19 protein-coding genes and 2 pseudogenes are annotated in these 23,768 nt (G+C 31.7%); 5 read left to right on the plus strand and 16 right to left on the minus strand.

Translation table 11 applies throughout. From position 1 onward, the window contains the following. Window positions 1-1,372 precede the first annotated feature (1,372 nt). The 4 genes from ACXAHM_RS22945 to ACXAHM_RS22960 form a co-directional block, all read right to left on the minus strand. Window positions 1,373-2,188: a hypothetical protein gene (locus ACXAHM_RS22945; protein WP_474965474.1), complete on the minus strand. Its 816-nt coding sequence runs from the start codon at window positions 2,186-2,188 to the stop codon at window positions 1,373-1,375. Window positions 2,189-2,271: 83 nt separating this feature from the next. Then, entirely contained in the window at window positions 2,272-2,436 is a 165-nt protein-coding gene (locus tag ACXAHM_RS22950; protein ID WP_474965477.1) for a hypothetical protein, read from the minus strand. 98 nt (window positions 2,437-2,534) lie between these two features. Then, complete coding sequence (locus ACXAHM_RS22955) at window positions 2,535-3,638, minus strand: hypothetical protein (RefSeq protein WP_474965481.1); 1,104 nt, start codon at window positions 3,636-3,638, stop codon at window positions 2,535-2,537. Window positions 3,639-3,669: 31 nt separating this feature from the next. Next, entirely contained in the window at window positions 3,670-4,530 is an 861-nt protein-coding gene (locus ACXAHM_RS22960; protein WP_474965484.1) for a helix-turn-helix domain-containing protein, read from the minus strand. A gap of 527 nt (window positions 4,531-5,057) precedes the next feature. Here ACXAHM_RS22960 and ACXAHM_RS22965 point away from each other — a divergent pair. From ACXAHM_RS22965 to ACXAHM_RS22975, 3 genes are all read left to right on the plus strand, one after another. Next, window positions 5,058-6,053 carry a RepB family plasmid replication initiator protein gene (locus ACXAHM_RS22965; RefSeq protein ID WP_474965486.1) on the plus strand — a complete coding sequence of 332 codons (996 nt, stop codon included), beginning with the start codon at window positions 5,058-5,060 and terminating at the stop codon, window positions 6,051-6,053. Window positions 6,054-6,063: 10 nt separating this feature from the next. Beyond that, window positions 6,064-6,285, plus strand: a complete 222-nt coding sequence (locus ACXAHM_RS22970) for a hypothetical protein (RefSeq protein WP_474965488.1) — start codon at window positions 6,064-6,066, stop codon at window positions 6,283-6,285. 221 nt (window positions 6,286-6,506) lie between these two features. Continuing rightward, window positions 6,507-8,102, plus strand: coding sequence for a hypothetical protein (locus tag ACXAHM_RS22975; RefSeq protein WP_474965490.1), 1,596 nt, complete (start codon window positions 6,507-6,509; stop codon window positions 8,100-8,102). A gap of 870 nt (window positions 8,103-8,972) precedes the next feature. Here ACXAHM_RS22975 and ACXAHM_RS22980 read toward each other — a convergent pair. The 5 genes from ACXAHM_RS22980 to ACXAHM_RS23000 form a co-directional block, all read right to left on the minus strand. After that, a complete protein-coding gene (locus ACXAHM_RS22980; RefSeq protein ID WP_474965492.1) occupies window positions 8,973-10,010 on the minus strand; it encodes a hypothetical protein in 1,038 nt (345 codons plus the stop codon). A 221-nt stretch (window positions 10,011-10,231) separates the two neighbouring features. After that, window positions 10,232-10,774, minus strand: coding sequence for a hypothetical protein (locus ACXAHM_RS22985; protein WP_474965494.1), 543 nt, complete (start codon window positions 10,772-10,774; stop codon window positions 10,232-10,234). Between the two features lie 209 nt (window positions 10,775-10,983). Then, window positions 10,984-11,502, minus strand: coding sequence for a hypothetical protein (locus ACXAHM_RS22990; protein ID WP_474965496.1), 519 nt, complete (start codon window positions 11,500-11,502; stop codon window positions 10,984-10,986). A 181-nt stretch (window positions 11,503-11,683) separates the two neighbouring features. Beyond that, window positions 11,684-13,222, minus strand: a complete 1,539-nt coding sequence (locus tag ACXAHM_RS22995) for a tyrosine-type recombinase/integrase (protein ID WP_474965500.1) — start codon at window positions 13,220-13,222, stop codon at window positions 11,684-11,686. Between the two features lie 84 nt (window positions 13,223-13,306). Beyond that, window positions 13,307-14,560 (minus strand): metal-dependent hydrolase, encoded by a 1,254-nt coding sequence (locus ACXAHM_RS23000; RefSeq protein WP_474965502.1) that lies wholly within the window; start codon window positions 14,558-14,560, stop codon window positions 13,307-13,309. 117 nt (window positions 14,561-14,677) lie between these two features. On the opposite strand from ACXAHM_RS23000, the gene ACXAHM_RS23005 reads away from it, so the two are divergent. After that, window positions 14,678-14,857, plus strand: coding sequence for a hypothetical protein (locus tag ACXAHM_RS23005; RefSeq protein ID WP_474965506.1), 180 nt, complete (start codon window positions 14,678-14,680; stop codon window positions 14,855-14,857). 497 nt (window positions 14,858-15,354) lie between these two features. Here the strand turns inward: ACXAHM_RS23005 and ACXAHM_RS23010 are convergent, their stop codons facing one another. From ACXAHM_RS23010 to ACXAHM_RS23025, 4 genes and pseudogenes are all read right to left on the minus strand, one after another. Continuing rightward, window positions 15,355-16,098, minus strand: coding sequence for a hypothetical protein (locus ACXAHM_RS23010; protein ID WP_474965509.1), 744 nt, complete (start codon window positions 16,096-16,098; stop codon window positions 15,355-15,357). Window positions 16,099-16,724: 626 nt separating this feature from the next. Beyond that, window positions 16,725-17,027: pseudogene (locus tag ACXAHM_RS23015) on the minus strand (transposase); the annotation flags it as partial. 40 nt (window positions 17,028-17,067) lie between these two features. Beyond that, window positions 17,068-17,334: pseudogene (locus tag ACXAHM_RS23020) on the minus strand (transposase); the annotation flags it as partial. Between the two features lie 230 nt (window positions 17,335-17,564). Further along, entirely contained in the window at window positions 17,565-18,203 is a 639-nt protein-coding gene (locus ACXAHM_RS23025) for a hypothetical protein (protein WP_474965511.1), read from the minus strand. 440 nt (window positions 18,204-18,643) lie between these two features. Between ACXAHM_RS23025 and ACXAHM_RS23030 the strand changes: the two genes are divergently transcribed. Next, the gene (locus ACXAHM_RS23030) at window positions 18,644-19,252 is read left to right on the plus strand and encodes a recombinase family protein (protein WP_474965513.1); all 609 of its coding nucleotides are present in this window, start codon (window positions 18,644-18,646) and stop codon (window positions 19,250-19,252) included. Window positions 19,253-19,269: 17 nt separating this feature from the next. Here the strand turns inward: ACXAHM_RS23030 and ACXAHM_RS23035 are convergent, their stop codons facing one another. From ACXAHM_RS23035 to ACXAHM_RS23045, 3 genes are read right to left on the minus strand one after another with little or no spacing between them, the layout of a single operon-like run. Then, window positions 19,270-20,118 carry a hypothetical protein gene (locus ACXAHM_RS23035; RefSeq protein WP_474965516.1) on the minus strand — a complete coding sequence of 283 codons (849 nt, stop codon included), beginning with the start codon at window positions 20,116-20,118 and terminating at the stop codon, window positions 19,270-19,272. Window positions 20,119-20,151: 33 nt separating this feature from the next. After that, window positions 20,152-23,004, minus strand: a complete 2,853-nt coding sequence (locus ACXAHM_RS23040; RefSeq protein ID WP_474965519.1) for a type I restriction endonuclease subunit R — start codon at window positions 23,002-23,004, stop codon at window positions 20,152-20,154. Window positions 23,005-23,011: 7 nt separating this feature from the next. Further along, window positions 23,012-23,764, minus strand: coding sequence for a hypothetical protein (locus ACXAHM_RS23045; protein WP_474965521.1), 753 nt, complete (start codon window positions 23,762-23,764; stop codon window positions 23,012-23,014). Window positions 23,765-23,768 lie beyond the last annotated feature (4 nt).

Raw genomic sequence — 23,768 nt, forward strand, 5'->3', positions numbered from 1 at the left:
CTAGGCTAAAAAAAACAGAACGCACACCGCACCTGGAGCAAGCCCCCACCCCCCAAGGTGCGAAAGAAGATATATGCATGGGAAAAATGGCTCCACAAGGGCAGCGAGGAACGAGCTGTTTATTTTACCCTTGTGGAGCCATTTTTTTCCATGCAAACTTTTGTAGCACTTGGAGGTGGGGGCTTGATCTCAGCTGTGATGTACGTTCCTTTTTTTAGTCTGGTGATTGGGTAGCTACCTTTCTCGCGCCAAACGGGTTGGGAAGTGGCGGTAAGGAACAAATAGTGCTGTAGCCTGCGGAAGCTCTTTTTGTTTCTTACTGCCAACGTGGGAGCCAAAAGGGGCATGCTAAAAATGGAAGGCTTTATTCTTTAGCCTGTAATTTTTTAAATGCTCCTTTTGGTGATGGCCAACTACGTCAGAGCGGGAAGGAAAAAGAGATAGCTTAGAAAGAAATGATTTGATTCTTGAGATCATTTTCTTTCTAAGCTATTTCTTTTGTGAGCGTTGGGGTAAATGACCGTTAAACTAATCATACGGGTGGTAGTATCTATCCGCGAGGTAGAATGTCTCCGGAGGGTGGGTATAGTTGTAAAACTTGTTACGGGAGATTGCCCCGGCATGTGCGTTGGCCCTAGGCGGGCAAAAGTAGCGATTGGTGGTGAAAAGTGCTGTAGTTTACGGAAGCTCTTTTTACTACCAATGGCAACAGTGGGAGCCAAAAACTAAATGAAAAAGATGGAATGCTTTATTTGTTTAGCATGGAATATTTTGAGTTTGGTTTTTGGCGGTGGAGTTGTACATCCATCAAGTGATTAGGGATGACGACAAAGATTGGACGAGAGATAAAGTCTGCGGTGGGTGGGGAAGTAAAACTTACCTATGTACGAGAGATAATGTTGTATCAAGTTTGCAGTGGTTTTGATTGAAAGTACCTCGCGTTAGGAGGGTTGGAGCAAGCGATAAATTACCTGGTGTACTTTCAAGTTTTGGAGTCGCTGCTTTATGGCTTGCATTGGGTCGGGAAGTGAACTATAATGGCGAGCTAATAAGCGTTTTAATGCTTTTTAGTGGATCATTATAGTTCGCTATTTTTAGCTACTTGCTTCGAAACTTTCCTCCTCCTCCTAATATTGACTACTGCTTCATCGTTTTTTGATAAATTACTTCAAGGCTCCTACTCATCAAAACATCTAGTAAACGGCTACTCCTACCAAAACACGAGTGACGAATGTACCCCGCGACAAACGGAACGGAGATGCAGGCGTTAGCCAAATGGAGTGCAGTGCAGTAATGCGTGGGTGCGTGAGGAGGGAGTAATTAAAAGGATACTTTCCTGTAAAGTGTATATATCTATTCTTAAATATTTTACTTATATCCTTATAGTACTATTTATAACATCTTCTATTTTATTAATTTTTGATTCAATTATTGGATGAAATTCTCTAACTTCTTCTAAGTACATTTTCTTTTTGATATTCCACTCTTTTTTCCAACTATCTTGTCCTTTATGCTTCTTTGATATTTCTCTAGCCTCATTATCATGTTTTAAATTAGCTTTCGCATGTAAAGATTCAAAATCCTTTTCTAACCCTTCAATTTTTTCCTCTAAAGATAATAGTATGGCAACCTTCTTTATCTCTTTAAATACTTGCTTAAGCTTTATATTATATGTATGAAAATCCGAAGTAGATCTGATAGAGTCTAAATTTTCTTTAAATTTAGATTGATAATTATCGTTATAATCCCTTAACTTTTTAAGTTCTCCATCTAACCCATCTTCCCATAGTTTATATACCTTATCTCTAATCCAATTATGTTTCTGTTCTTGTTTTTGTATTTCAAGCATTTTCTGTTGGAAATTTTCTTCTTTTCTACGTCTATATTCATCATATTTATATCCTTCATTTTTTATTATATTTTCATACTCTTTACGTTCTTTCTCCCTCTGATCTTCATATTCTTTCCTCATTCTTTCTGTCTTTTTACTATCTGATTTATTCCAAAAAAACAACCCAATTGTTGCTAAAAGGCTTAATGATGAAATAAGATTAGGTATCCAAGGATATTCATAAAACCTAAGTTTAGATTTGATAGGGAAATTAATAATTTCAACTTTTTGAGTTAAAGTATCACTTGTTATTTGAATGGTATCATTTAAAATTTGTATTGTATCTATAGAAATCATATTATCTTAGTACTAAAAATTAAGTTTTTATTAGAGTAAGTAAAAACACCAACAGACTGCTCTATTGGTGCTTCAGTTCCTTCCTAACAAGCCTCTCTCAAAGACCCGTTAACCATTTCTTCCCATTCCTTGATCCACTTATCAGCAAGTCGCATCGCATATTCTTTATGCAACTGGGAACCGTATGACAGTTCCTTTTCTTCCATGATACAATGAAACAATAGAATTCTTTTTGTAGATTTGTCCATAACAATTTTTGTTATTGAGGGAGTTTGTGCTTGGTCGTGCGATTCCCTCTTTTTTATATATAGTGCTACCGTCCTTCGGTAGATTTTTTCTTTTCTATCTATGACTTTGCTTGCTCTTTAGCTTTACTAAGTTTTCTTTCAAGTCTTTGTATCTCTGTATATTTATCCCAAGCAGAATGTGCTCTTTCTCTAAAATCATCAATCGCATCATGATAATCAGGGTAATCCATTCTATTCTTAATCATCTTGATCGTTTTATTATAGAAATACTCCAATCGAGAAACATACACATCATCTTTTAAGATTCCTGAATTATTTAGAATCTCTAATGCTTCTTCAACATCTTTCATATAGTCTTTAGAAATTCTATAATCCTTGATTGACTCTTTGATAAATGATGATAGTATAAATTGAGCAGATTCAAGAAAAGGAACTGATAGGTTACAAAGACTCTTTATTTCTTTTCTAATTCCATCTACATCTAATTTACCTTGCAATGATGATTGCTTTAGTTTTGGATGTTTTTTTAATTCTGTATGAGCCTTATGAATAGACTTTTCACCTGCTAAAACTTGGCTATAAACTTCTTCTGGTGCTTCCTTTTTAAGCTTCTTCAATTTAGAAATATTCCCTTCAGAAATACCTGCTATTTTAGATGCTTCTTTTACAGAATTAACTTTTTGCAAATTTGCAAAATCTTCGTTTTTACCTCCTTTAGACTTATTTTCTAATCCTTTTGCAGTCAAAAACTCTGTAATGCTTAATGCTATATCTCCTCTCTCGGCATCCGTTAAGTTTCTTCTTCCAAGTTGGTTTTTGAGCATCCATAGTTTTATATCATCAATAGAAGCAAGTTCAATTTTCTTTAATGAAAAATCATTGATTCCTATTTCTTGACCTGCTCTGAATCTATGGTGTCCATCTACTAAAACATTCTTACCATCAATTGAAGTAATAACAAGGTTATCTCTTATCCCTTCGTTTTTAATGGAATCCTTAAACTGAATTGCTTCGTCTTCTGATTGCTTTCGAATATATTTTTCAAGCTCTGGAAGAATCGTAATTTCAGAAGCTTTTAATTTGAAAATAGATAATCTTTCAACCTCTTCCGCTTCTTCCTCTTTTACTCTTCTTTCAATATTTGCTTTCTTTTGAGCAATGGCTCCAACAGAACGATTGAAGTTAACTTTTGGTTTTGGCATTTTAGTATAAGGTTTCTTAGTAGAATTACTCTTAGAATAAATTGATAGATTTATTAAGTTCCTGCATCAAAATATCAAATTCATGACCATCACCAGGAACCGTTAATATTACTTCTAGATCATCAGCTCTTTGGTAATCTAAAGAATGATGAATCATATTTTTTAGAATCGTTATATCATCTCCAAAATCAAGTGACTTTAAACTTTTTGATTCAATGGAGTTTTTGACAACATGACTCGCAATAGCAAATGCTTTTAAGTGGTCCTGATTTCTCTTTTCCTTTTTCTTATTCGCATATTCTATTAGGTGAGCCATTACGCCCATTTCCATAATTGCCATTCTTGTAATATGGAATGGAGTAATTAGAATATCAGATAAATTGATAGCAGTCTGTATAAATGAAAGGTCTTCACTTGATCCAATGGTATCAATTAAAATTATATCATACTCTTCTTTTAGTGCGTTGATTTCGTCTTGATAATCGATGATTTCATTACTCGATTTTCCTTTCATAAATGATCGTACATCAACTACACTATTTTCATTATGAATATTAGCAATTGACTGTTGTACATCTGAGTCCAAAATACAGATTGATTTATCTGTAACTTGACTTAGATATTTTGCGAAATGTGCAATGAAAGTAGATTTACCGACGCCACCTTTTGTATTCGCAACAGTAATCACAATTGATGGCTTCTTCATCAATGTATCAATATCAATAGACAATGCAGCCGCAATTTTATTCAAATTTGCTAATCCTACATCTCCATCAGAAAGTTCAATGCGCTTATAAGTCGCAAGCGGAATTCCTGTTTTTTCAGAAAGATCCTTTTGAGAAATCCCTTTTTCCTTTCTGATTCTTTTGATATTGTCAATTACTAACTTCATTCAGTTATCAAAGTTTATTATATGATACCGCAATATTTCACGTTTTTATTTATAAAACAAATAAAGTATCAAAAATGATACTTTTAATCAAAAAATTAATTTTAAAAGAAATGAATAAATAATGGGAGTATTGTTATTATTGTTTTATTAGTTAATTAGTAGTAGTTATAACTAATTGATTTTTAGAAGATTAAACCCTTTAAAAATCCCTAAAATGTCACTAAGAATCCTAAAAATGTCATTTAAAATCCTTTTTTTGTCACTTATCATCCTAAAAATGTCATTATCATCCTAAAAATGTCACAATTATCCCGAAAATGTCACTAAAAACCCTTATTTGTCACTATGGGTCCCAAAAATGATATAAAAAACCCCTAAAAATGTCATTTTTTCTTTTGAAATACTAAATTTGATGAGTAATATTGTTTGAGCTGATAAATCAGTGACATTTTTAGGATTTATAGAGACTTAAGAAAAGCAACTGGCTATTAAAACCTCTAGTTTAACTACAACGAATAAGTAGACTTATGGAAATCGTTAAAAGAAAGGAAGTAAAGATTAGGCAATCAAACCACATGATTAAAGGAGGTGAGCAAATCGCTAAAAGCGAAACTAAAGCTGTGCCTTTGTCTGAAATTGAAACTAAGATTTCTAGATATGCTTTTGGTTTAGCACTGGAACAAAAAGTTCAATCTTCTGATGATTGGGTAGAGTTTAATATCAGAGAATTTTTAGGAGTAGATAAAGTAAAGTCTGATCAGTACAGGACCATTTCTAAGGCGTGTAAAAATTTATCGATGGCTCAAAGAAAGCCAGACGAAGGAGCCGAACACATGGATACTCAAAGATGGACTAATATTTTCCCTGAGATTGAATTGATAAAAGGATCTTCTACTATTCGTTTTCAAATTACTAAATCGGTCCTTGAAGAACTGTACACTAAAAAAGGGTATACGGGTTACGGCTATAGTGATATTCATGATTTGGAAGGAAAGTATACTGTAAGAGTTTTTGAGTTGATAAAACAAGGTGTAGATAAGTATACTAGTAGGAGGTTTAAAGTGTCTTGGATGTCTGAAAAATTAGGTGTTAGCTATAAGACTTTTTCCAAATTGAAAGAGAAAGTATTAACTCCTGCAATTGCTTCAATCAATGAAAAAACGAATTTGAATGTTACTCTTGTTCCACACAAACTAGGTAGAAGCATCAATGAATTTTCTTTAGCTTGGAATGTGAAAGAGGTTATCGATATTCCATTTGATGAAGGTGTAAAGGTTGAACCTGAGCCTGTGCAAAAAGCTATTGATTACCCTGCAGATTTTAAGGAAAAATTAAATAAGCTCCAGGTTCGATTAACTGAAATTGGCTTGGCACAAGATGTAATTAAAACGGCTCTTGAAAGATATGCTAAAGATCCGAGTTGGAAGATTTGGCCAGAGGTAAATAATGTTAGAATGGCTTTGAAGGATGGAAAGGATTTTCCTAATAAGCATACTTTGAAGAAGGTGATAGTAACGTTATAATTTTTTTATTATGAATAAGCAAATAGGTATTAAAGTACTTTGGCTAGATCAATATGCCAGATTAAAAGAAGAAAATAACAAACTTAAGCAAAATCTTGATGATGTTTTAGAGTATTGTAATGCCCTATTAGAAGAAAAGAATGACTATACATTTTCAACGAGAAAGAGGACCCTCCATCACCCTTACACAAAAGGGATATTGCTGAACAATTTAATATATTACAAACAATAGTATATTAGATGAAAATTGGTGAATTATGTAAGCACATAGATTGAAATAGTAGAAATTCCACAAACATTAACAAACTCCTATATTTTTAAGTTGTTGATTTATAAATCTTCTTTATTCCTATTGCACTTAATGTTATATCCTTTAATAAAGTATTTGGTTTATTTATTGTTATAAAAAATTTGAAATACATTTTTAATATATTAAACTAACAAGCTATTACTATGAAAAAATTATTATTTATATTTATATTTTTCTCTACTATTGTTGTATCTGCACAAACATACGATCAAAATCTACCTTATGGTTCTGGTGTAAATACTGTAGGTAGAGTAGTAAAATATAGTGAGAAAAGTGTTATTGAATTTACACTACCTAAACTAGATACAGCTTTTTCGAGTGCAAATGTCGTAATAAAAGCAAAAATTATAACAAAAAAAGAAGATATCTATGATGCTTTAAATATGAATATTGAAACAGCATTATCTTTTAAGTTTTTCGGTGCTAGCTCTAAAATTTCTAGTCAATACAGTAAAATAAATACTTTTGAAGTAAATAATTATTCAGAATATTTACTGGTATACTGTGATATTACTTATCCTCAAAAAAGTCCATGGATTACAAATCTAAAATTAACAGATGAAGCAAAAAGGGTTGCGAAAAGAAATCCTGAAAATTTTATTCCATATTATGGAGATGCATTCGTAGTTAAAAAAGTATATGGAGGTAAATTGGCCATCATATATTCTTTTAAATCTTCTACTGAAGAATCTAAGAAAAAGTCTTCTATTGCAATTAAGGCAATAGCTAATTATTTTAATAATGAAGCATCATTAAAGTATTCAACATCAGAATTAAATAATCTATTAAAAGAATCTGAAGCAAAAGATGTTCTTTTCGTTCAATATGGTTCGTCAGTTACACCTACATCCTATGATTTAGAGACTCTTAAAGAATATCTGATTAATTTCCCTCAAGAATTAAGGAAAAACCCTCTCTTTGTATCTTCTACAGTTCAGAAATATACTGATGTTTTTGGCAAAGATTTAAAAAAAGTCAGTTACACAGATACTGAAATTAAGTTTAAAATTGAAGATGCAAATAGTATTATTGAATTTAATACTGTACAATTGAATAGTGCTAAATATGTTTTTAATCATCAATCGGAATTTAATTTAGAAGAAGTTAAAAACTATATGGAAGATAAAGGAATTTCATATTTAGATGACAATAAAAGTGGACTTGAGAACTTAAAAAAATATATAGAAAACTGTAATACAAAACAATTAGAATTAGAAAGATCTGTTAAAAAAATCCTTTTAGGAGAAATGCATTACGATGAACTAGATCCAGAAGATAGTAAAGTTATAGAGTTTACCCCTCCTGCACTTTCAAAAGAATTTGTTAGAGATAATAGGATTGAAATTTTTGATATAAATTTAACTGAGAATAAATTTGGTAGAGCTTATAAGAGGATGATCATCCACTCTAAAAATCCTATAAACATGAATGTTGGATATTGTGATTGGTTTTTAGAAAAATATATATCAATACAAGGTAAACTGCAAGTCGTTTATACTAATAATCTAAATAACAAATTATCTGTAACAAACGCTTTTATTGTTATTTTTAAAGATAAAGAAGGAAATGAAATGCATAGAGAAAATTATAGAGGTAAACCTGTAAAATGGATTCCTGGTACAGAAGCATTTATTCAGTTTACACCACCACCACCACCACATAATAATTATTTCTACAATTCATCACATTCAAATCAGTTAAAATTCATAGCTAAAGGATTAAAAGTAATTACATTTTAATGTAAAATATAAAGAGAGAGTTATTGAAATAATCCTCTCTTTTTTATTGGTTTAAATAACTTTTCAGTGGCATTTCATATGGAGGGACCTCAATAACAGTAGGAGCAGATCAAAACGATGATAATAATGTGAACTGCTTTTATTTAATTGACAATATCCCTAATGCTATAAATAGCATTATAAATAATTTAAAACTAGTCACGGATAATATCATTCAAGAAAAATTCAATATTAAAATTATATTTAGACCTATAAATCCAATAACAGAGGGAAGTAATAGAGGTAAATGTATAAATACAGAATTTAAACCCAATAGTAAATTTAATCAAAAAACAACAGTTAATTTAAAACACAATTACGTGAACTTGGTAAGTTTGTAACTTGCGATATGAGTAAAAAAAATTGGAATACAAATCATCATCTTAATTATTTAGAATCCAAATATAATTTGGTCATACCAGGAAAATGAAATGAATAAAAAACAAACCCCCTCAACAAAGTCAAGGGGGGGGTACTGCTATAACGATTCATAGTCTATGACAGACCATACTAGTTATCTTTAAAGAAGAAAGGCGTTCCTACTGCCTTCTTCATCAATTTTTCTTTTTGGTGAACCTGCTGAGGATTCATTTTACTATTTCTACGAACATAATCAGAGAATTATTCAAAAGGTCTGTAACCTGTTAGCAGTTCATCAGTTTCTATGTTACCCAATCATTATTATGAAATGTTTAAAATCAATATTTTTACAGATAAAATATATAACACAATGCACAAGTTGTAACCTAAAAATCAAAGGTTTATACTTGTGTTATGAATCGTTAAGCATGCCCTCTCCTTGTTTATAACAAGGTTGAGGGTTATTTTTTATTAGAGATTTAGTTCTCTACAAATGACTACTTCCATTTTATCAAAACTACGTTGTAGTACGATTTGAGATTTAATCAACTTGAAAGCTTTCTGCATAAATAATTTATAATTTTCATTATCCTGTTTTGCATCCTTCCAAAGCTTCATTGAAAGTTTTTTATAGAAATTTTTGTGAGCTGCTTTTTTCTCGCAATACTTTTTAAATTCTTGCATTGATTTCAGCTTAAAAAGCTGACTTTCCTTAGAAGCCTTTTTATCTTCCTTTACAGCCTTTTCTCTAATAAGACTAGTTAGGTTTACTATTCGGTACGAAAGTGCATCCTGCCAAGTATATTCAGCTTTAAAAGAAGCTTCTTTATTATTGTACCAGTCGATAAAGTCCTGAATCTTATTTTTATCAATTTTGATGTTCAGCTTATTATCTGCTACATACTTAACCGAAAAAGAAAAACAATCTTCAATAGAAAGCTTTAAGCTTAAGCTTTTATTATTATTTAAGTTCTTATTATTTACTAATAGTTCTCTAGTATTATTAATAGAGGCACTTTTACGAACTTCGCTATTATCGAGCTTCCTCAAAGTGCCGGTTCGTTCAGAATGGCTGTTTGACGAAACGGCACTTTCTGCCGGTTCGGTATTTCCTTGTTTTATATCGCTTTTTGATTCCTTTTCCTTGAAATCAGCAACTAGCTCTGGAATAGCATTGTCATTTTTCTTTTTGAAGATTGGTTTATTAGAAAAAACATAATGTCTTCCTTTTGCTTTTTTGCTATCAGGACAAACAGAAAACTCAAGTTTCATATAGCCAGCATCAATCAATTCTTTATTGAGTTGTCGCATTGATTTTTCTCCTAGCATTTTTCCATTGTCTCCGCATATTTTACGAAGATCATATTGTTGAATAGTCCAATTTTTTGGCCTGTTGGCTAAATAATGATACAAAAACTTAGCTCTTACTGTGAGCTGGTCATTTTTCCATAGGGTGTTATCAAAAATAGAATAACTGTCTGGCAATGATTCGTTGATATGAATGTTCATAGTAGTTGGTATTTAGTTAGAATCGATCGTGCAGTGAGATCGTGTAATAGTTTGTTTTGAATTATTTATAATACAAAAGCGGTAGGCAAAAATATAACAATCTGTTAATTAATGAAATATATATAAAACAAAAGGCCCTGATATATTCAGAGCCTTTTGTTTTATAAAATCTTTGATCTGTGGTTACTGTTTTGTGAGGGAAATGAAAAGGTGGTGAGTTACTATGCTTTTTTCCTTTTCTTCTTTTTCTTAGTTGACTTTGTATCTATACCGTTTACACGATTATATACAGCCTTTAAATAAGTAGTTAGATGTGTCGTTACAGCACCTCCATTAAGATTATCATATGTATCACTAATGTAATATATTCTACCAGTTTTAATTGCTGAATTCATGAATACATTTAAGTCTGATTTTTTTATTTGAAAAGACATTGATGAGATATATTGACCAGACCCAAATACAGAAGGAACACTCGCATTTAATATTTCTAAGTCATATTTTTTTTCATTTGTAAGAATTACTTTATATGGTTGCTTCTCATCTATTATAGCTCCTGAATTAATAACGGATGTCATAACTTTATATAAAGTATCTGACTCTGTAATAATAGCTTCAACCTTTAATTGAGTTACACCTAAAACTTTCTTAGATGAATGTATTCTTTTAAAGTCTTCAAATTGATCATATTCTTCTATGACTTTTTGTGAGTATGAAGAATATGAAATTAGAAATGTAAATAGAAAAAAATAAAAGTGTTTCATTTTGTTTATTTTGATACCAGTTTTAAAGCAAATATAATAAAAATACTGGGTGGCGGGTGGGCTTGGTTCCCTTGTTTGTGTGAAAAGCTTCTCTTTCAATATTATAGAAAAAAATAAAAAAGTGTGAGAAAGTTTTTGGCCCTCAAAGCCAAAAAAACTTAGTCACTGATTTTTATTTTTTCATGCTAGATGCTTCTAACTCTTTATTTTTAATTAGCTACTAATCTATAAGTACTAAGATTATATTTTGCCAAATACTCTATCTCTCCTTTAATTTCTAAGATCTCATTTTTCATAACCAGGAACCTTTCTTCATCGGTGTATTTCTCCAGGTTGTATTTTAGATATTGGAGTGGGTCCATTTCTTTTTTGGAGTAGGCTTCTTCATAGATCTCAAATATCTGATTTCTTACTTTTTGTTTATCCTGAGCAAGTTGTAATAACTCCAATTTGAAAGTATAAAGTTTGTGTTTTTGACGTAGCTGGATGATCTCTTCATTAAGCTGAATTTCTAGTTTCTGTCGGATGGATTCTAGTTTTCTTTTTCTATCTTTTTCCTTTGTGATTGCTTGTTTAATTTGTCGAGTTGATAGGTTCACACTTGGTAATCCAAATTGTATTCCTACGTCTGGAAGATAAAGCCAAACTCTCCCTTTTCCATCTGCTTTCCATTCGGTTAATTCTGCTTCAAAAAGTTTGTGATAAAATCCATGTAAACTACTCTCCAAAGAATCTAAATTTTCTAACTCATAAATATCTTTTTCTTGAGAATATGAATTACAATTTATAAGACATATCAGACAGAATATTATTCCTAAAACTTTATAAGAATACTTTAAACACATAGAACGGGGGGTACGGGGGGTTGACAAAATAGCGATATCGTCTTTACAAAATAAAGCCATAGGTTTACACATTTTGTCTTTTGAATGAATTGAAAAAATAGCGTGCAAAAAGCATGAAAATCATGAAGCATCCGCCTATAAATCGCATCGATGCATTTCCCGTTTCAGCACTCAGATAACGCAATACAGCAAGCCCTCCAAAGGCTAATAAAAAGTAGATACTCATGTCGATTTGCTTTAGCTCTCTACCCGTATAAGTTTCTGTGATTTCCGTTATCACTTCCCTTGTTATTTTCGCTTCTTTTGAGATCCTTTCTATCAGCTGAACAATCATTCTAGGATTGCCCTGAGAAGCATCAAAAACGGATTGCTTTAGATGTGTCATATCAGCATCAATCTTGTAGGTCATCTTATAGATGAGATTGTAAGAAGCCTTTCGGTCCAGGTTTTTCACTTCTACCTTTTCATAGTTCCAGACGAAAGTACTTTTTGAAACAGGAATCTTTCTAGCCGTTCCAACAACCACAAAATGATTAGAAAGAATTTCTAGTACCTGGACACTACTTGCAGAAATTTGATCTAAGTTCTCGAAACTTAAAATATACTCATTCTTTTCAGTGATTTGCGTTAAGATTTTTGCCAAGTTCAAAACGTTGTCTTTTGACAATTTTACTCGCTGCTGCTTATCGTCCAATACATCCCCAAAAACAATTAACTGAAACTGCTCCTTATCACCTTGAAGTAAATAGAGAATTGTATTTGTCAGCGTTCGCTTCAAAGCCTTTGCATCATCGAACTCCAAAACCTTCTGATCAAAAGATTGCAATACACTTTCTAGAAGAAAACTCTTTCCGGTTCCAGCATCTCCAAGAATGATTGTATTTACTTGTTTAGCGATATTTTCAGCAACTTGTTTCGCCTCATTTTTTCGACCAACTAAAACTCTTTCAGTATTGACATAAGCGAAATTAGGAATTCGTTTTTCTCGCTTAAAAATGGCTTTATATATTCTTTGAAAAATATTGTCAGTTCTAATATCTGTTGTTGATTTAGAAACCAACTCTTTCAACTTGATTGGCTCCTGGTGAGCATAGATCAGAGATGTAGATATTTGCGAATGCCCCAAAGCATCTTTGATATCTTCTGCTTCTGCTCCTTGAGTCCTGAGCATCGTTGCAAAAGTATGTCGAAGTTTATGCGGATGGATCCCAATTCCTGTTAAAGAAGCATTTGATACTTCTAGTTCTTTCAAGTATTTATTTACCGCTTGTCTGGTTATTGGCTTTTTATTCTGATTGCAGAAAAGAAAATTATCAGCCTTGAACTTTCTAGAAGTACAATAATCTACTAGAATATCATAGAGAAAGTCAGACAACGGTATCTCTCTAATTTCATCCTTTCCTCTTTTTTTCAGAGAATTTACAGCAACTACTTTATTTCTAAAATCAACATCACTGACTTTGATATTTATTACTTCTGAAACCCTTAGACCGCAATGCATCATTAGAGTGACAATACAAAGATATTTTTTATTGTGAGCAACTGCTTTGAGAAGTTCTTTTTGCTCTTGAATAGTTAAGTACTTTTGGGTGTTAGTGGTCATTATTATTTAATTTTTCAGTTTCCTTTTTAATCTCATCAATAGTCTGTTTTAGTCTATCCAGGTTTGAATTCCATTTACTATTAATCATTCTTTAAAATTTATGGTTTTCACCACCCCACTAAACTTCGTAGGAACAATCTCTTTATTTTTCAGCTTACTTAATTTAGCTTCATATTCTTTCGTTTGAGGTTCATAGATTTCAAAATCATTAATCTTATCCTTCAGTTTTTTAATCTTTTTGATAGCTTTCGTCTTCTCAAAATTTGATAAGTTATCATAGCCTTCTTCAAGGTTGGAGAGTTCTATTTCTAGGTCCTTTAATTCGAACTTACTATCCATCTTTTTTCCTCTTTCTTCAAAAATTTTAATCCTTAGCAATTTTATTTGAAGGTCTTCTTCTTCAGAAATATCTACCAATTCATATAACATCAATCCAGTAGTCATTTCAATATTGATACTTGTCGCTGTTCTTAATATTTCATGTCTGTAGCTAAACTCCTTATCACCGAAAATCTTTGCTTCAAGAACATTTTTACCAACGACTAATCGATTGACACTATCTACAGAAACTTGCTCAAAAATCACTTCTGTTATTTCCTTTCCTTCTATATGTTCAAAATCTAAAATCTTATCATTCATCGTAGAAGCTTCAAAAAAATGGACACTATCCAAAAGCATTGCTTTGTCTGTTCCTGCTTCAACTACATAAGCCTTACTAATTTTTCCCGTACTTTTTTCTTGAATCGTTACTTCTAACGGTTTTGGATTGTGTAAAAGCTCTCTTTGAAGGTGAGCAAAAGTCAAAAAAGCTTTATTATAAGTAGACCAAAAACCATTCGCTACAAGATCAACGGAAAGAAGATTCAAACCCACAAAACACATAAATACGATGGCTTCTTGCTTTATATCTCCTGTTCTCAATCTAAGATTTGGATTTGCAGGAAGAACACATCTATAACGATTCAAAGGATAGAAAAAAGGTAGACCTGATTTGGTACACATATCAAAAATGAGATGCGATAAATAAGAGAAAAAGGCAATTGTAGTAAGATGCTCCGCACCTGTCATTGCTTGAATGGTGGCGAATAACATTGTAAAAACAATACAAGCCAAAAAGCTATGAGTTACGGTTCTATGCCCCCAATGTTCTTGAATTTTCTTGGCTATTGGATAGAATACTTTTCCAATGATCGACTTTGTATTATCGATGTCTGGTGCAAGGGATCCGAATATAGTTAGTGCTAAATATTCTGGTTTTTCAAAGATGTTTACGTCCTGGAAAGCACAAAAAGTGGCCGTGAATGTTAAGCCTCCTGTGAGGTGGTTGATAGCTAGCATTTGAGAGATAGTTGATTTGTAAAGCTAATATACAAATAAAGATATTTGTGCTTTACTAAGCGTAATATAAAAATTATTTATATCTTATTATTTGAGAAAACAGACATATAAATTAAGATGAATACAACAATAGTAGAAATTGAGAATAAGTACTTTGGAAGTGCCTTTGAAATATTGAAGGCCATTAAAAAGGAAAAAATAAAATTGGCAGAGAATCAAAATGATTTTGTTGCTCAACAAAAAATAGAAGCCTTAAAAGTAAAATTGCAAGAATTAAAAACTAGAGGAAGGGGTTAGGTTAAATTAAACCATCTAATCCATAATCATTCTAAGATGGTTTTCAATAATTATTTTTTCATATAACAACCGATCCATAAGAAATCCTTTAAAATTTGTTGTACCAACTAGGGAAAAGAAATTACCATCATAGAAAGCCATTTCTCTATTTCAAATGTTGATTGTTTTACTTGAAAAGAATATTGCATTTACCTCGGATAACCTGATTATTAAATCAGCTTTTGATTCTTTATCAAAGTCTAAAAAATAACCTATTATTTTAATATTACTTACTATTAATTTCAGTTGTAAGTGAGCCGAATATAGTTACTTCTAAATACTCTGAATATCCAAGATGTTTTCGTCCTGGAATGCACAAAATAAGTCTCCTGTGAGGTGGTTGATCGCTACATTTGAGAGATAGTTGATTTTGGAAGATAATATTCAGAAAAAGGATCAGGTTTTATCCCCAACCCTTATTTGCTATGTCAATCACTATCAATGAATGAATGCCATTATTACTGTTTCATTGGTACAAAAACATACATATTATATAAGCCTTCAAACTTTGAACCATCAAGATTTTTGACTTTAGCTAGAGCATAACCATTATTTTTTACATAAATAAATTTTTGTCCAGCCTTAGCAACTAAGAGTCCATTCCTAGTAAGATTAGTTGTGACCATTACTATATCTCCTTTTTTAGGTTTTCTATCTAGAATGTTTGGATAATTCTTTGTTATATTATTAACATATTCCAGTTTATTAAATTGCTCGAATACTTGAGTGAAATTATCTGTTACTATTTGAGACTTATAAACAGTATTGTCGTTATAAAAAACAGTTTTTAAAACTTTATTAGTCTTAAATAAATTGATTACATCATTAGAATTTTCATCAGTTATAAAATATGTCCCATTTGTAACATCTAACAAATCATATTTATGAATTTCTCCTTTATCATCTTTTATCTTTAACTCGATATACTTGTTAGTATTTGTATGATTCATATAACTATTATATTCTAATGGTGCTATTTTGATAAAAAAACCATTTACTCTAACTTCAACACTAATTATATGTGTGCACTCTGCATTTGAGGAAGCTGTATTTGAAAAGGTACCCTTTTGTGGTGAAACTAAAGAATAGGTACCATTGAAGTCTCCAAATTCATCTTTACCTTCAACTGTACTCCAAATTTGAGAAAAACTGAATGAAGAATTCAATAAAAAAAAGACGATGACAGTTAATTTATTTATCATTCGAAAGGAAGTTATGTGTTTGTAAATTAAGAAATGAACATTGATCATTTTTTTTTAAGTTTTAAAAATAATAATTTATCGTACAGAAATCCATAACTAAAATGGTTAAATTTCACTTTTTATGATTTTGATAAACAACTAAAAAATAAAGGTGAGAGATATTCTTTAAAACCGCTATATAAATTAACATGAAAACAACAATACCCACATTCAAGATATTTCATAAACCCGCCATAAGTATCTAATGTGGTTAAAAAAGCTGTTTTCATTCTAAAATGAATATGTTTTTAATTTAAACATTAAATTATTTCAAAATTGCATTAATTAAAGTTCTTACAAACGTTGATTATGTTCAAAATGCTATGAAAATATGTAACATAAACTGTCTTGTATTCATTGTATCGTATATTCTATAATGATTTTATTTTTTTGTAATTGTACTTCACAACGATCATTTTTAATAATCAAGAAAATCTCACATGATAATATAATTAGCTATGGCGGATTTATAGGTTATCTTGAATGTGGGTAAATAATAATTATAAAGAGGCCATATCATAACTAGTTTATGAATCGGTCTCTTTTTTTATTTCCACATTTTTTTAGCTTTGTATAAATATTTTGAATTAAATAGCTCTTTTTTGAAGTCTAAAATGAAGAATATGTAAAAATATACCTTCTTTTAGCCATTTTTGGAGCTTTCTGACATATTTTATGATATTCATGGACATGAAAGCAAGGCCTAACTCTATCTCGATTTTATCAAGACTTTTCAGGAAGAACCTTTTGAAATTTTTATTTCCTTTTAACTGACCGAACATCTGTTCTACTTCTACACATCGCTGTTTTCTCAACTTTTCTCCCTCTTTACTAAGTAGATTTTTTCTGGCCTTATCACGAAGACGTTTAGCATTTAGATTGATCGATACTTCTCGATTCTTATACTTTTACTTTGATTAAAAACACCTGCTATGTATTGGACAAGTATGACAATTTACAGCTACAAAAACGACTGATTGTAATAAGATCAGGTTGTTGCATGCCTGAAAGCCACATCATATGTATATTTTCTGAAAGGCTATTTTCAATCTTACGTGTTGAATAAATATTATTTAGGTAAGCATAGGTCAATACCTTCAACATCATTCTAAGATCAAAACTACTTGCTCCCATAGATGAATAATCCTTTAATAAAATACTAAGATCAATAGAGTCAATCACAGTATTTAAAACACGTACAGGATGACCTTAAGGAATCATACTTCCTAACTCCATTGGAAATAAGGTTGTTTGATGCTGTGAATGCGGTTTGAAAGTTTTCTTCACTATAATCATAAGATACAAATAAAGAGGCTGTTTCAATTTTTTAATTATGAGACAGCCTCTTTATGAATGAATGGTTTATTAATAACATTCACTTATAGAATTGTGATTAAATTCAGTATCATGAACAAGCCTCATCTATTTTAAAACTTAATACCTAAATCAATAGGAATATCAAGTAATCCATGTTTGTTTGTTTTTATTTTTATTTCAGGTAAACCTTGTGTAGTCGTTGGTACTTTAACACCTCCTCCAATTTCTGGTAATGAGGATTTAAAATCATCTAATTGACTCTTGAATACATTAATCAAGCTATTTTCTCCTCCTGTTATACCATGCTCTTGAATATCTAATAAACTTACATAAAACATTTTTTTTGGTAAATCTAAACCTAAATGTCTTTCTAATAATTTTACGCCTATTTCATTAGCCTTATTCAAAACATTTTGTGCGGTAACTTCTGTATTGTTATTTAGACAATCAATTTCATCTACAGCATTAACAATCGATTCTCTTTTCGACTTTTTTAGTACTTCCAAATAAGCACACCAATCTTCAACTTCTTTTACAGCAACATTGTAGTATTTACATGGATCAATGTTTGCACTTTTCATTGCTTCAATTTGAGCTTCAATATACTTTATAACAGGGTCATAGCTTTCTGATAAAGATTTTGTAATTAGCTTTTCAGCATCTTTACAAGTAATCGGATTGTCTTGAGCTTGAATAGTAGTAAATGTTAGAAGTAATACAATTAATTGGATAAATTTAATTTGTTTCAAAATGTCTATTTTAAAAAGTAACACATGTATTATTAACAAATATTTAAATTAAAAAAAACTTTATGTAAAAAAAATAATTTTTCTCATTTAATGAGAATATATCATGTAAAACCTATTTCTCCTATCTCTCTTTTTATCGTAATAGTTATTAATAAGGTACTTCATATTATCATTTTTAAATTAATTATTCAGTATTTCAACGACGAAATTTAGTTTAACAGTCCAACTTTTTATTATTCATTTTTTTTGCAAATTAATTTTACAGTTCACTTTAAGTATACCTTTAAAGCACTATCTAAAACCTAGTGCATTATTATTGATTTTATATGTATAATGCACTATATTTAAAGAACCATGTAAAATGCACTGTTTTATGTGGTTTTTTGCTATTTTTAGCAGTTTCATTCGTAATACGATATACATACACTTTTTGAGTCAAAATGAGAGTTTACGCCTACCTTCGAGCTTCCACCAAAGACCAAGATGCCAACAGAGCCAAAGCATCATTATTACAATTTGGAAGAAAACTGAAATTGAAAGTTTCGGGTTGGTTCATAGAAAATGAATCCGGTGCCAAACTTCAGCGACCAGAACTTTTTAGACTGTTGGATTTAGCAGAACCAGGAGATGCCATCCTCATCGAGCAGATCGACAGGATCACAAGACTTTCAGAAGACGATTGGCAGAAGCTAAAATCCATCATCTTGGAAAATCAGTTGAAGGTAATTTCTATGGATCTCCCTACTTCTCATACTTTCGTAAAAACAGAAGATGAATTTCAGCGAAGGGTGATGTCTGCTGTCAATGGAATGATGTTGGATATTTTGGCTGCAACGGCTCGTAAGGATTACCTTGATCGTAAACGTAGACAAGCTGAAGGAGTGCAAAAAGCCAAAGCTGAAGGAAAGTACAAAGGCAGACCTGAGAATTTAGAACTGCAAGAAAAAATCCGAGAGCTTCTTGAAATGAACAAGACCTACTCTCAGATTCAAAATATTTTGGGATGCTCTAGGCATACGATTAGTAAGGTGAGGAAGGGGATGGTTTAGGAGATGTATAATTAAAATCAATAATAAAGTATCTCTCTTTCAGTATAAGAGTGAGATCTTCCTTCAAAACTATTTTCTGCGATACGTTTTATCCAGTTATTATTTTCATCATATTCATAAGAGTATATTAAATGTGACTCTTCTCTTCCCTTATCGTCATAAAAAATTACTTCATCTTCTTCTCCATTTGGTAAATAAATTCTTTTCTCACTCAAAAAAGTTATACCGTTTGGATAAATATCCCCTTTTGGGTAACGAAGAGTTATGTTTGAAAAGTTTGTACCATAAGTATAAAATTTCACATATATAATTCCTTTATCATCAAAATACTTATCCATAATTATTTTATTGTCCTTTGAATAAGTATAGGTATTACCATACCATATTTTTGATAAATTTTTGTCTGAATATTTAACCTCTGAAACTTTCTTACCTACATCATTAAATTTAGAAATGGTTTTTGTACTAAATGAACCATCACTATTATACTCAACATAGCCTGTATTAATACCCTCATTATTATAAGTATAAATTTTCTTAGATGATAGTTCTCCACTTTGTGTATATGAATTTTCTTCTAATAGGCGTCCTTTTTTAAAGATTTTATCTCTATATAAATCCTCTCCAAAATACCATTCAAAAAAGACTTTTTCTCCTTTCTCATTAAATTTAGTGATAGTTTTAAACTTAAGTGACCCCTTTTCGATTTCACCAAATTTTTCCTTCGCATTATACGTTCGTAATTCAACTTCTTTAACTAATCCATTATAAGCCTCTTGCTTTTTATAATTTGATGTATCAATACAACTATTATTTAAAATTGAAATACTAATAAGTAAACATTTTAAAAGTGTCTTTTTCATCATTAACCAGTTTTTAAATTAAAAAATAATATCAGCCTACATCCCACTAATAAAAGTCTCCACAAACCCCACCATTTTATCCGTTACTCTTTGAGCTAATTTCTTGCGTTGGAGTAATTTCGGTTTGGTTTCAAAAGCTTCTATTACATCAGATTGGATTGGAGGTCTGTTGGTAAAGAGGTAGTTGCCGATGACTTTCTCTGCAATGTCTGCTTTGAGTTGTTCATCTGCTACCATTTTATTGAAAGCGACTTGCTTTTCCTTTTGCCAGAACTTTTCAAATTCATCTGGAATGTCGGCTTCGTCTTCTATGAGTGGAAGGTTTTCTGCGATAAAGCGTTCTATTAGTTCCTTTTTACTACGGAGCTGTGCTTCACCTGTCATCATGTCTATAATGGCTTTACGTTGCTTTTCTTTTTCAGCATCTGTAGCGGCATGAAGTTTACCTAAAAGCACTAAAATGTAGTTGACGTTCACTTCATCTCTGTGAAGTAATTCTAATTCAAAATCTACATCATCGAGGATAGATACTTTATCAGGACCACCTGTAGATTTGACAGTATCATGAATATCTAGGTACTTGCTTTTATAGTCTTCAAATTCTTGCTCCGACATTTCAAGATCATCGAAATCGAAGTCTGCAAAACCTCCTAGTACATTCTTGAGACGCATTAACTCTCTAAAGGCTTTGACGAATTGAAGTTGTTCTTCTTCTCCTAGAATATCATCTACGCTTTCTACGGTAGGTGCTATCTTTTGCATTTCCTCTAGTGCCTCATTGAAATACTTGATGTAATCCTCATAAGGTTCGAGCAAGATGATTTCATTTGCATCTTTGTTAGAGAAAAGAGAAATGGCATCGTCTGTATTCTTCTTTAGGTTTCGGAAGCAGACAATATTCCCTTGTGATTTCTTTTCGTCTAAAATACGGTTGGTACGAGAGAACGCTTGAATCAATCCATGATACTTTAAATTCTTGTCTACATAAAGGGTGTTCAAAGTCTTACTATCAAAACCAGTAAGGAACATATTGACCACTAAAAGAAGATCAATGTCTTTGCTCTTTACTTTCTTTGCGATATCGTTGTAGTAGTTGTAAAACGACTGAGAATCTTTAGTAGAATAACTTGTACCAAACATCTTATTGTAGTCGGCTATATACTTGTCTAAGATTTCTCTGGTGTGTAGGTTTCCATAAGCAGATTTAGGCTCTGCCGCCATCGCCCCTTCAAACTCACCATAATAACCGTTGGCATCTTTATCGTCTTCATTGGCTGAATAACTGAAGATGGTAGCGATTTTTAAATTATGCTCTCCTGCTTCTTTTTTCTTTTGAAGAATGTCATAGTACTTGATCAATACAGGAACGCTACTTACACACATCATGCCTGTAAAGGTCTTGTTATGTGTTTTTCTATCGTGATTATTGATGATATAATCCGCCACTTTAGACAAGCGTTTCTCTGATTCCATAAGTTCTTTTGTATCAATATCTTCCACCTGAACATCGGTGTCGATGTCAATTTCATTCATAGAATCTTTCTGACGATACTTACCTACATATTCAATAGAGAACTTCAGTACATTTTGATCTTTGATGGCATCGGTAATCACATACTTATGCAAGCAATCATCAAAAAGATCTTTGGTAGTACGTCTACCTAATTCATTCTTTGCAGAGTTTTCTGCAAAAATAGGCGTACCCGTAAAGCCGAACATCTGCTTGTTATCGAAGAAGTTGGTAATAGCAAGGTGTGTATCTCCAAACTGTGAACGGTGGCACTCATCAAAAATAAAGATCAGACGTTTGTCTTTGAGATCTTCCATTCTTGAGGTATAACGCTCTTTACTGATTGCCGTATTCAGTTTTTGAATAGTCGTTACAATAAGTTTGGTATCATCTGTAAACTGTGTGACCAGTTTGTTGGTATTGTCTGTGCCATCAATACTTCCTGCTGAGAAGTGATTGAACTCCTTAGTCGTTTGGTAATCGAGGTCTTTGCGGTCTACTACAAAAATGACTTTATGTACTTCGGGTAGCTCCATCATAATCTGAGAAGCCTTGAAAGAAGTTAATGTCTTTCCCGAACCTGTTGTATGCCATATATAACCGTTCTTCACACCCTTTTTTACTCTATCCGCAATCGCTTCTGTAGCGTAATACTGATACGGACGAAGTACCATCAATATTTTGTCTGACTCATGCAAGACAATGTATTTGGTAATCATCTTGGAGAGGTGACAAGGCTCTAAAAAAGCATCCGCAAACTTAGTTAGGTTAGTAATATTTCTATTTTCCTTATCCGCCCAGAAGAACGTCTGCTTAAAAGATTGCTTACGGTTATTGGCGTAATACTTTGTATTCACACCGTTAGAAATCACAAACAGTTGAATATAATTGAACAGTGCCTGCCCCGAACCATAAGAGTGACGTTGGTAACGATTGGTTTGGTTAAAAGCTTCTTTCAGCTCCAATCCTCTACGCTTCAACTCTACTTGTACCAATGGTAAGCCATTGATCAAGATAGTTACATCATACCTGTTTTTATATTCTCCTTCCATAGTGATCTGCTGTGCCACCTGGAATTCGTTTTTACACCACTGCTTCTGATTGATAAACTCTATATATTCACTACTTCCATCGTCTTTATTGATCTGCATTTTATCGCGTAAGATCTTCGCCTTATCGAATACAGAACCTTTATTTAAGTGATTCAACACCTGCTTAAACTCGACATCAGAGAATGAAGTATTGTTATGTTTTGCTAGTTGGCTTTTAAGATTAGACAGTAAGGCATCTTCGTCGGGTAATTGTACCTGATTGTAGCCTAGTTGTTGAAGTTGTTTGACTAGGTTGTCTTCTAGTATTTGTTCTGGTTGGGTAGTCATTTTAATACTATTTTATTCTTTTAAGTTTATCAGCTCCACTCCCTAAGGCTCGAAGTATGTAGATTCTATCATATTTAGATTCCCTAACTTTAACATCTAATTCTTTAAAACCTCCTATCTGTAGACTATATTTTTCATTGAAAAGTAACCAGTACTGTTCACAGTTTTCATAGCCTTCAATAAGCTTTTCTTTTTTCAATACAGAATCATATAGAAATTTACTCTCTTGTGATAGATTTGGAAGAAATCCTCCTCCACAACAGTTTACCCAACTTTCAATTCCATCAGGTAATTCAGAGAAAGACAAATGTATGACTTCACTTGGTAGGAACGTAAAATCATCATCAACGTATTTCATAAGATCATTAGACTCATACAAATTGTTATTACCTGTTGAGACAATTTGATCAATACATTTCTTAATTTTCAGTAAGACAGTATCCTTATTTTTTTTGTTGATAAGGGAGCTATTACTGAAATCAACAGTAATTATATGTGTTTTACTTAGATAATGTGATGTGTAATATTCTAAAATCTCAACTGCTAAGTCACGCCTAAATGAATCAAGTTGAGACACTGGTTTACCTTTGAATTCTCTGTAAAGATCAGTAATTTCTATACCTACTTTTTTTCCTTGATACTCAACAATTCTGTCAGGCTTATCCTCGATTGTTCTTTCTATTAATATTAAGTCTTCCTCAAAAGAATTAATAAAAGAAGAAATAACTTCTTTTTCCTGTTCCTCTTGTAATCTCCCCATACCT

It is taken from the genome of Flammeovirga sp. AWQ4_249 (assembly GCF_056161045.1).

Bases quoted from the DNA above. Each gene is read 5' to 3' on its own strand.
- ACXAHM_RS22945 (WP_474965474.1), bottom strand. From the start codon at position 2,188: ATGATTTCTATAGATACAATACAAATTTTAAATGATACCATTCAAATA.
- ACXAHM_RS23045 (WP_474965521.1), bottom strand. From the start codon at position 23,764: ATGGGGAGATTACAAGAGGAACAGGAAAAAGAAGTTATTTCTTCTTTT.
- ACXAHM_RS22950 (WP_474965477.1), bottom strand. From the start codon at position 2,436: ATGGACAAATCTACAAAAAGAATTCTATTGTTTCATTGTATCATGGAA.
- ACXAHM_RS23035 (WP_474965516.1), bottom strand. From the start codon at position 20,118: ATGATGAAAAAGACACTTTTAAAATGTTTACTTATTAGTATTTCAATT.
- ACXAHM_RS22970 (WP_474965488.1), top strand. From the start codon at position 6,064: ATGAATAAGCAAATAGGTATTAAAGTACTTTGGCTAGATCAATATGCC.
- ACXAHM_RS22975 (WP_474965490.1), top strand. From the start codon at position 6,507: ATGAAAAAATTATTATTTATATTTATATTTTTCTCTACTATTGTTGTA.
- ACXAHM_RS23000 (WP_474965502.1), bottom strand. From the start codon at position 14,560: ATGCTAGCTATCAACCACCTCACAGGAGGCTTAACATTCACGGCCACT.
- ACXAHM_RS22980 (WP_474965492.1), bottom strand. From the start codon at position 10,010: ATGAACATTCATATCAACGAATCATTGCCAGACAGTTATTCTATTTTT.
- ACXAHM_RS22985 (WP_474965494.1), bottom strand. From the start codon at position 10,774: ATGAAACACTTTTATTTTTTTCTATTTACATTTCTAATTTCATATTCT.
- ACXAHM_RS22965 (WP_474965486.1), top strand. From the start codon at position 5,058: ATGGAAATCGTTAAAAGAAAGGAAGTAAAGATTAGGCAATCAAACCAC.
- ACXAHM_RS23040 (WP_474965519.1), bottom strand. From the start codon at position 23,004: ATGACTACCCAACCAGAACAAATACTAGAAGACAACCTAGTCAAACAA.
- ACXAHM_RS22955 (WP_474965481.1), bottom strand. From the start codon at position 3,638: ATGCCAAAACCAAAAGTTAACTTCAATCGTTCTGTTGGAGCCATTGCT.
- ACXAHM_RS22995 (WP_474965500.1), bottom strand. From the start codon at position 13,222: ATGACCACTAACACCCAAAAGTACTTAACTATTCAAGAGCAAAAAGAA.
- ACXAHM_RS23005 (WP_474965506.1), top strand. From the start codon at position 14,678: ATGAATACAACAATAGTAGAAATTGAGAATAAGTACTTTGGAAGTGCC.
- ACXAHM_RS22960 (WP_474965484.1), bottom strand. From the start codon at position 4,530: ATGAAGTTAGTAATTGACAATATCAAAAGAATCAGAAAGGAAAAAGGG.
- ACXAHM_RS23010 (WP_474965509.1), bottom strand. From the start codon at position 16,098: ATGATAAATAAATTAACTGTCATCGTCTTTTTTTTATTGAATTCTTCA.
- ACXAHM_RS23030 (WP_474965513.1), top strand. From the start codon at position 18,644: ATGAGAGTTTACGCCTACCTTCGAGCTTCCACCAAAGACCAAGATGCC.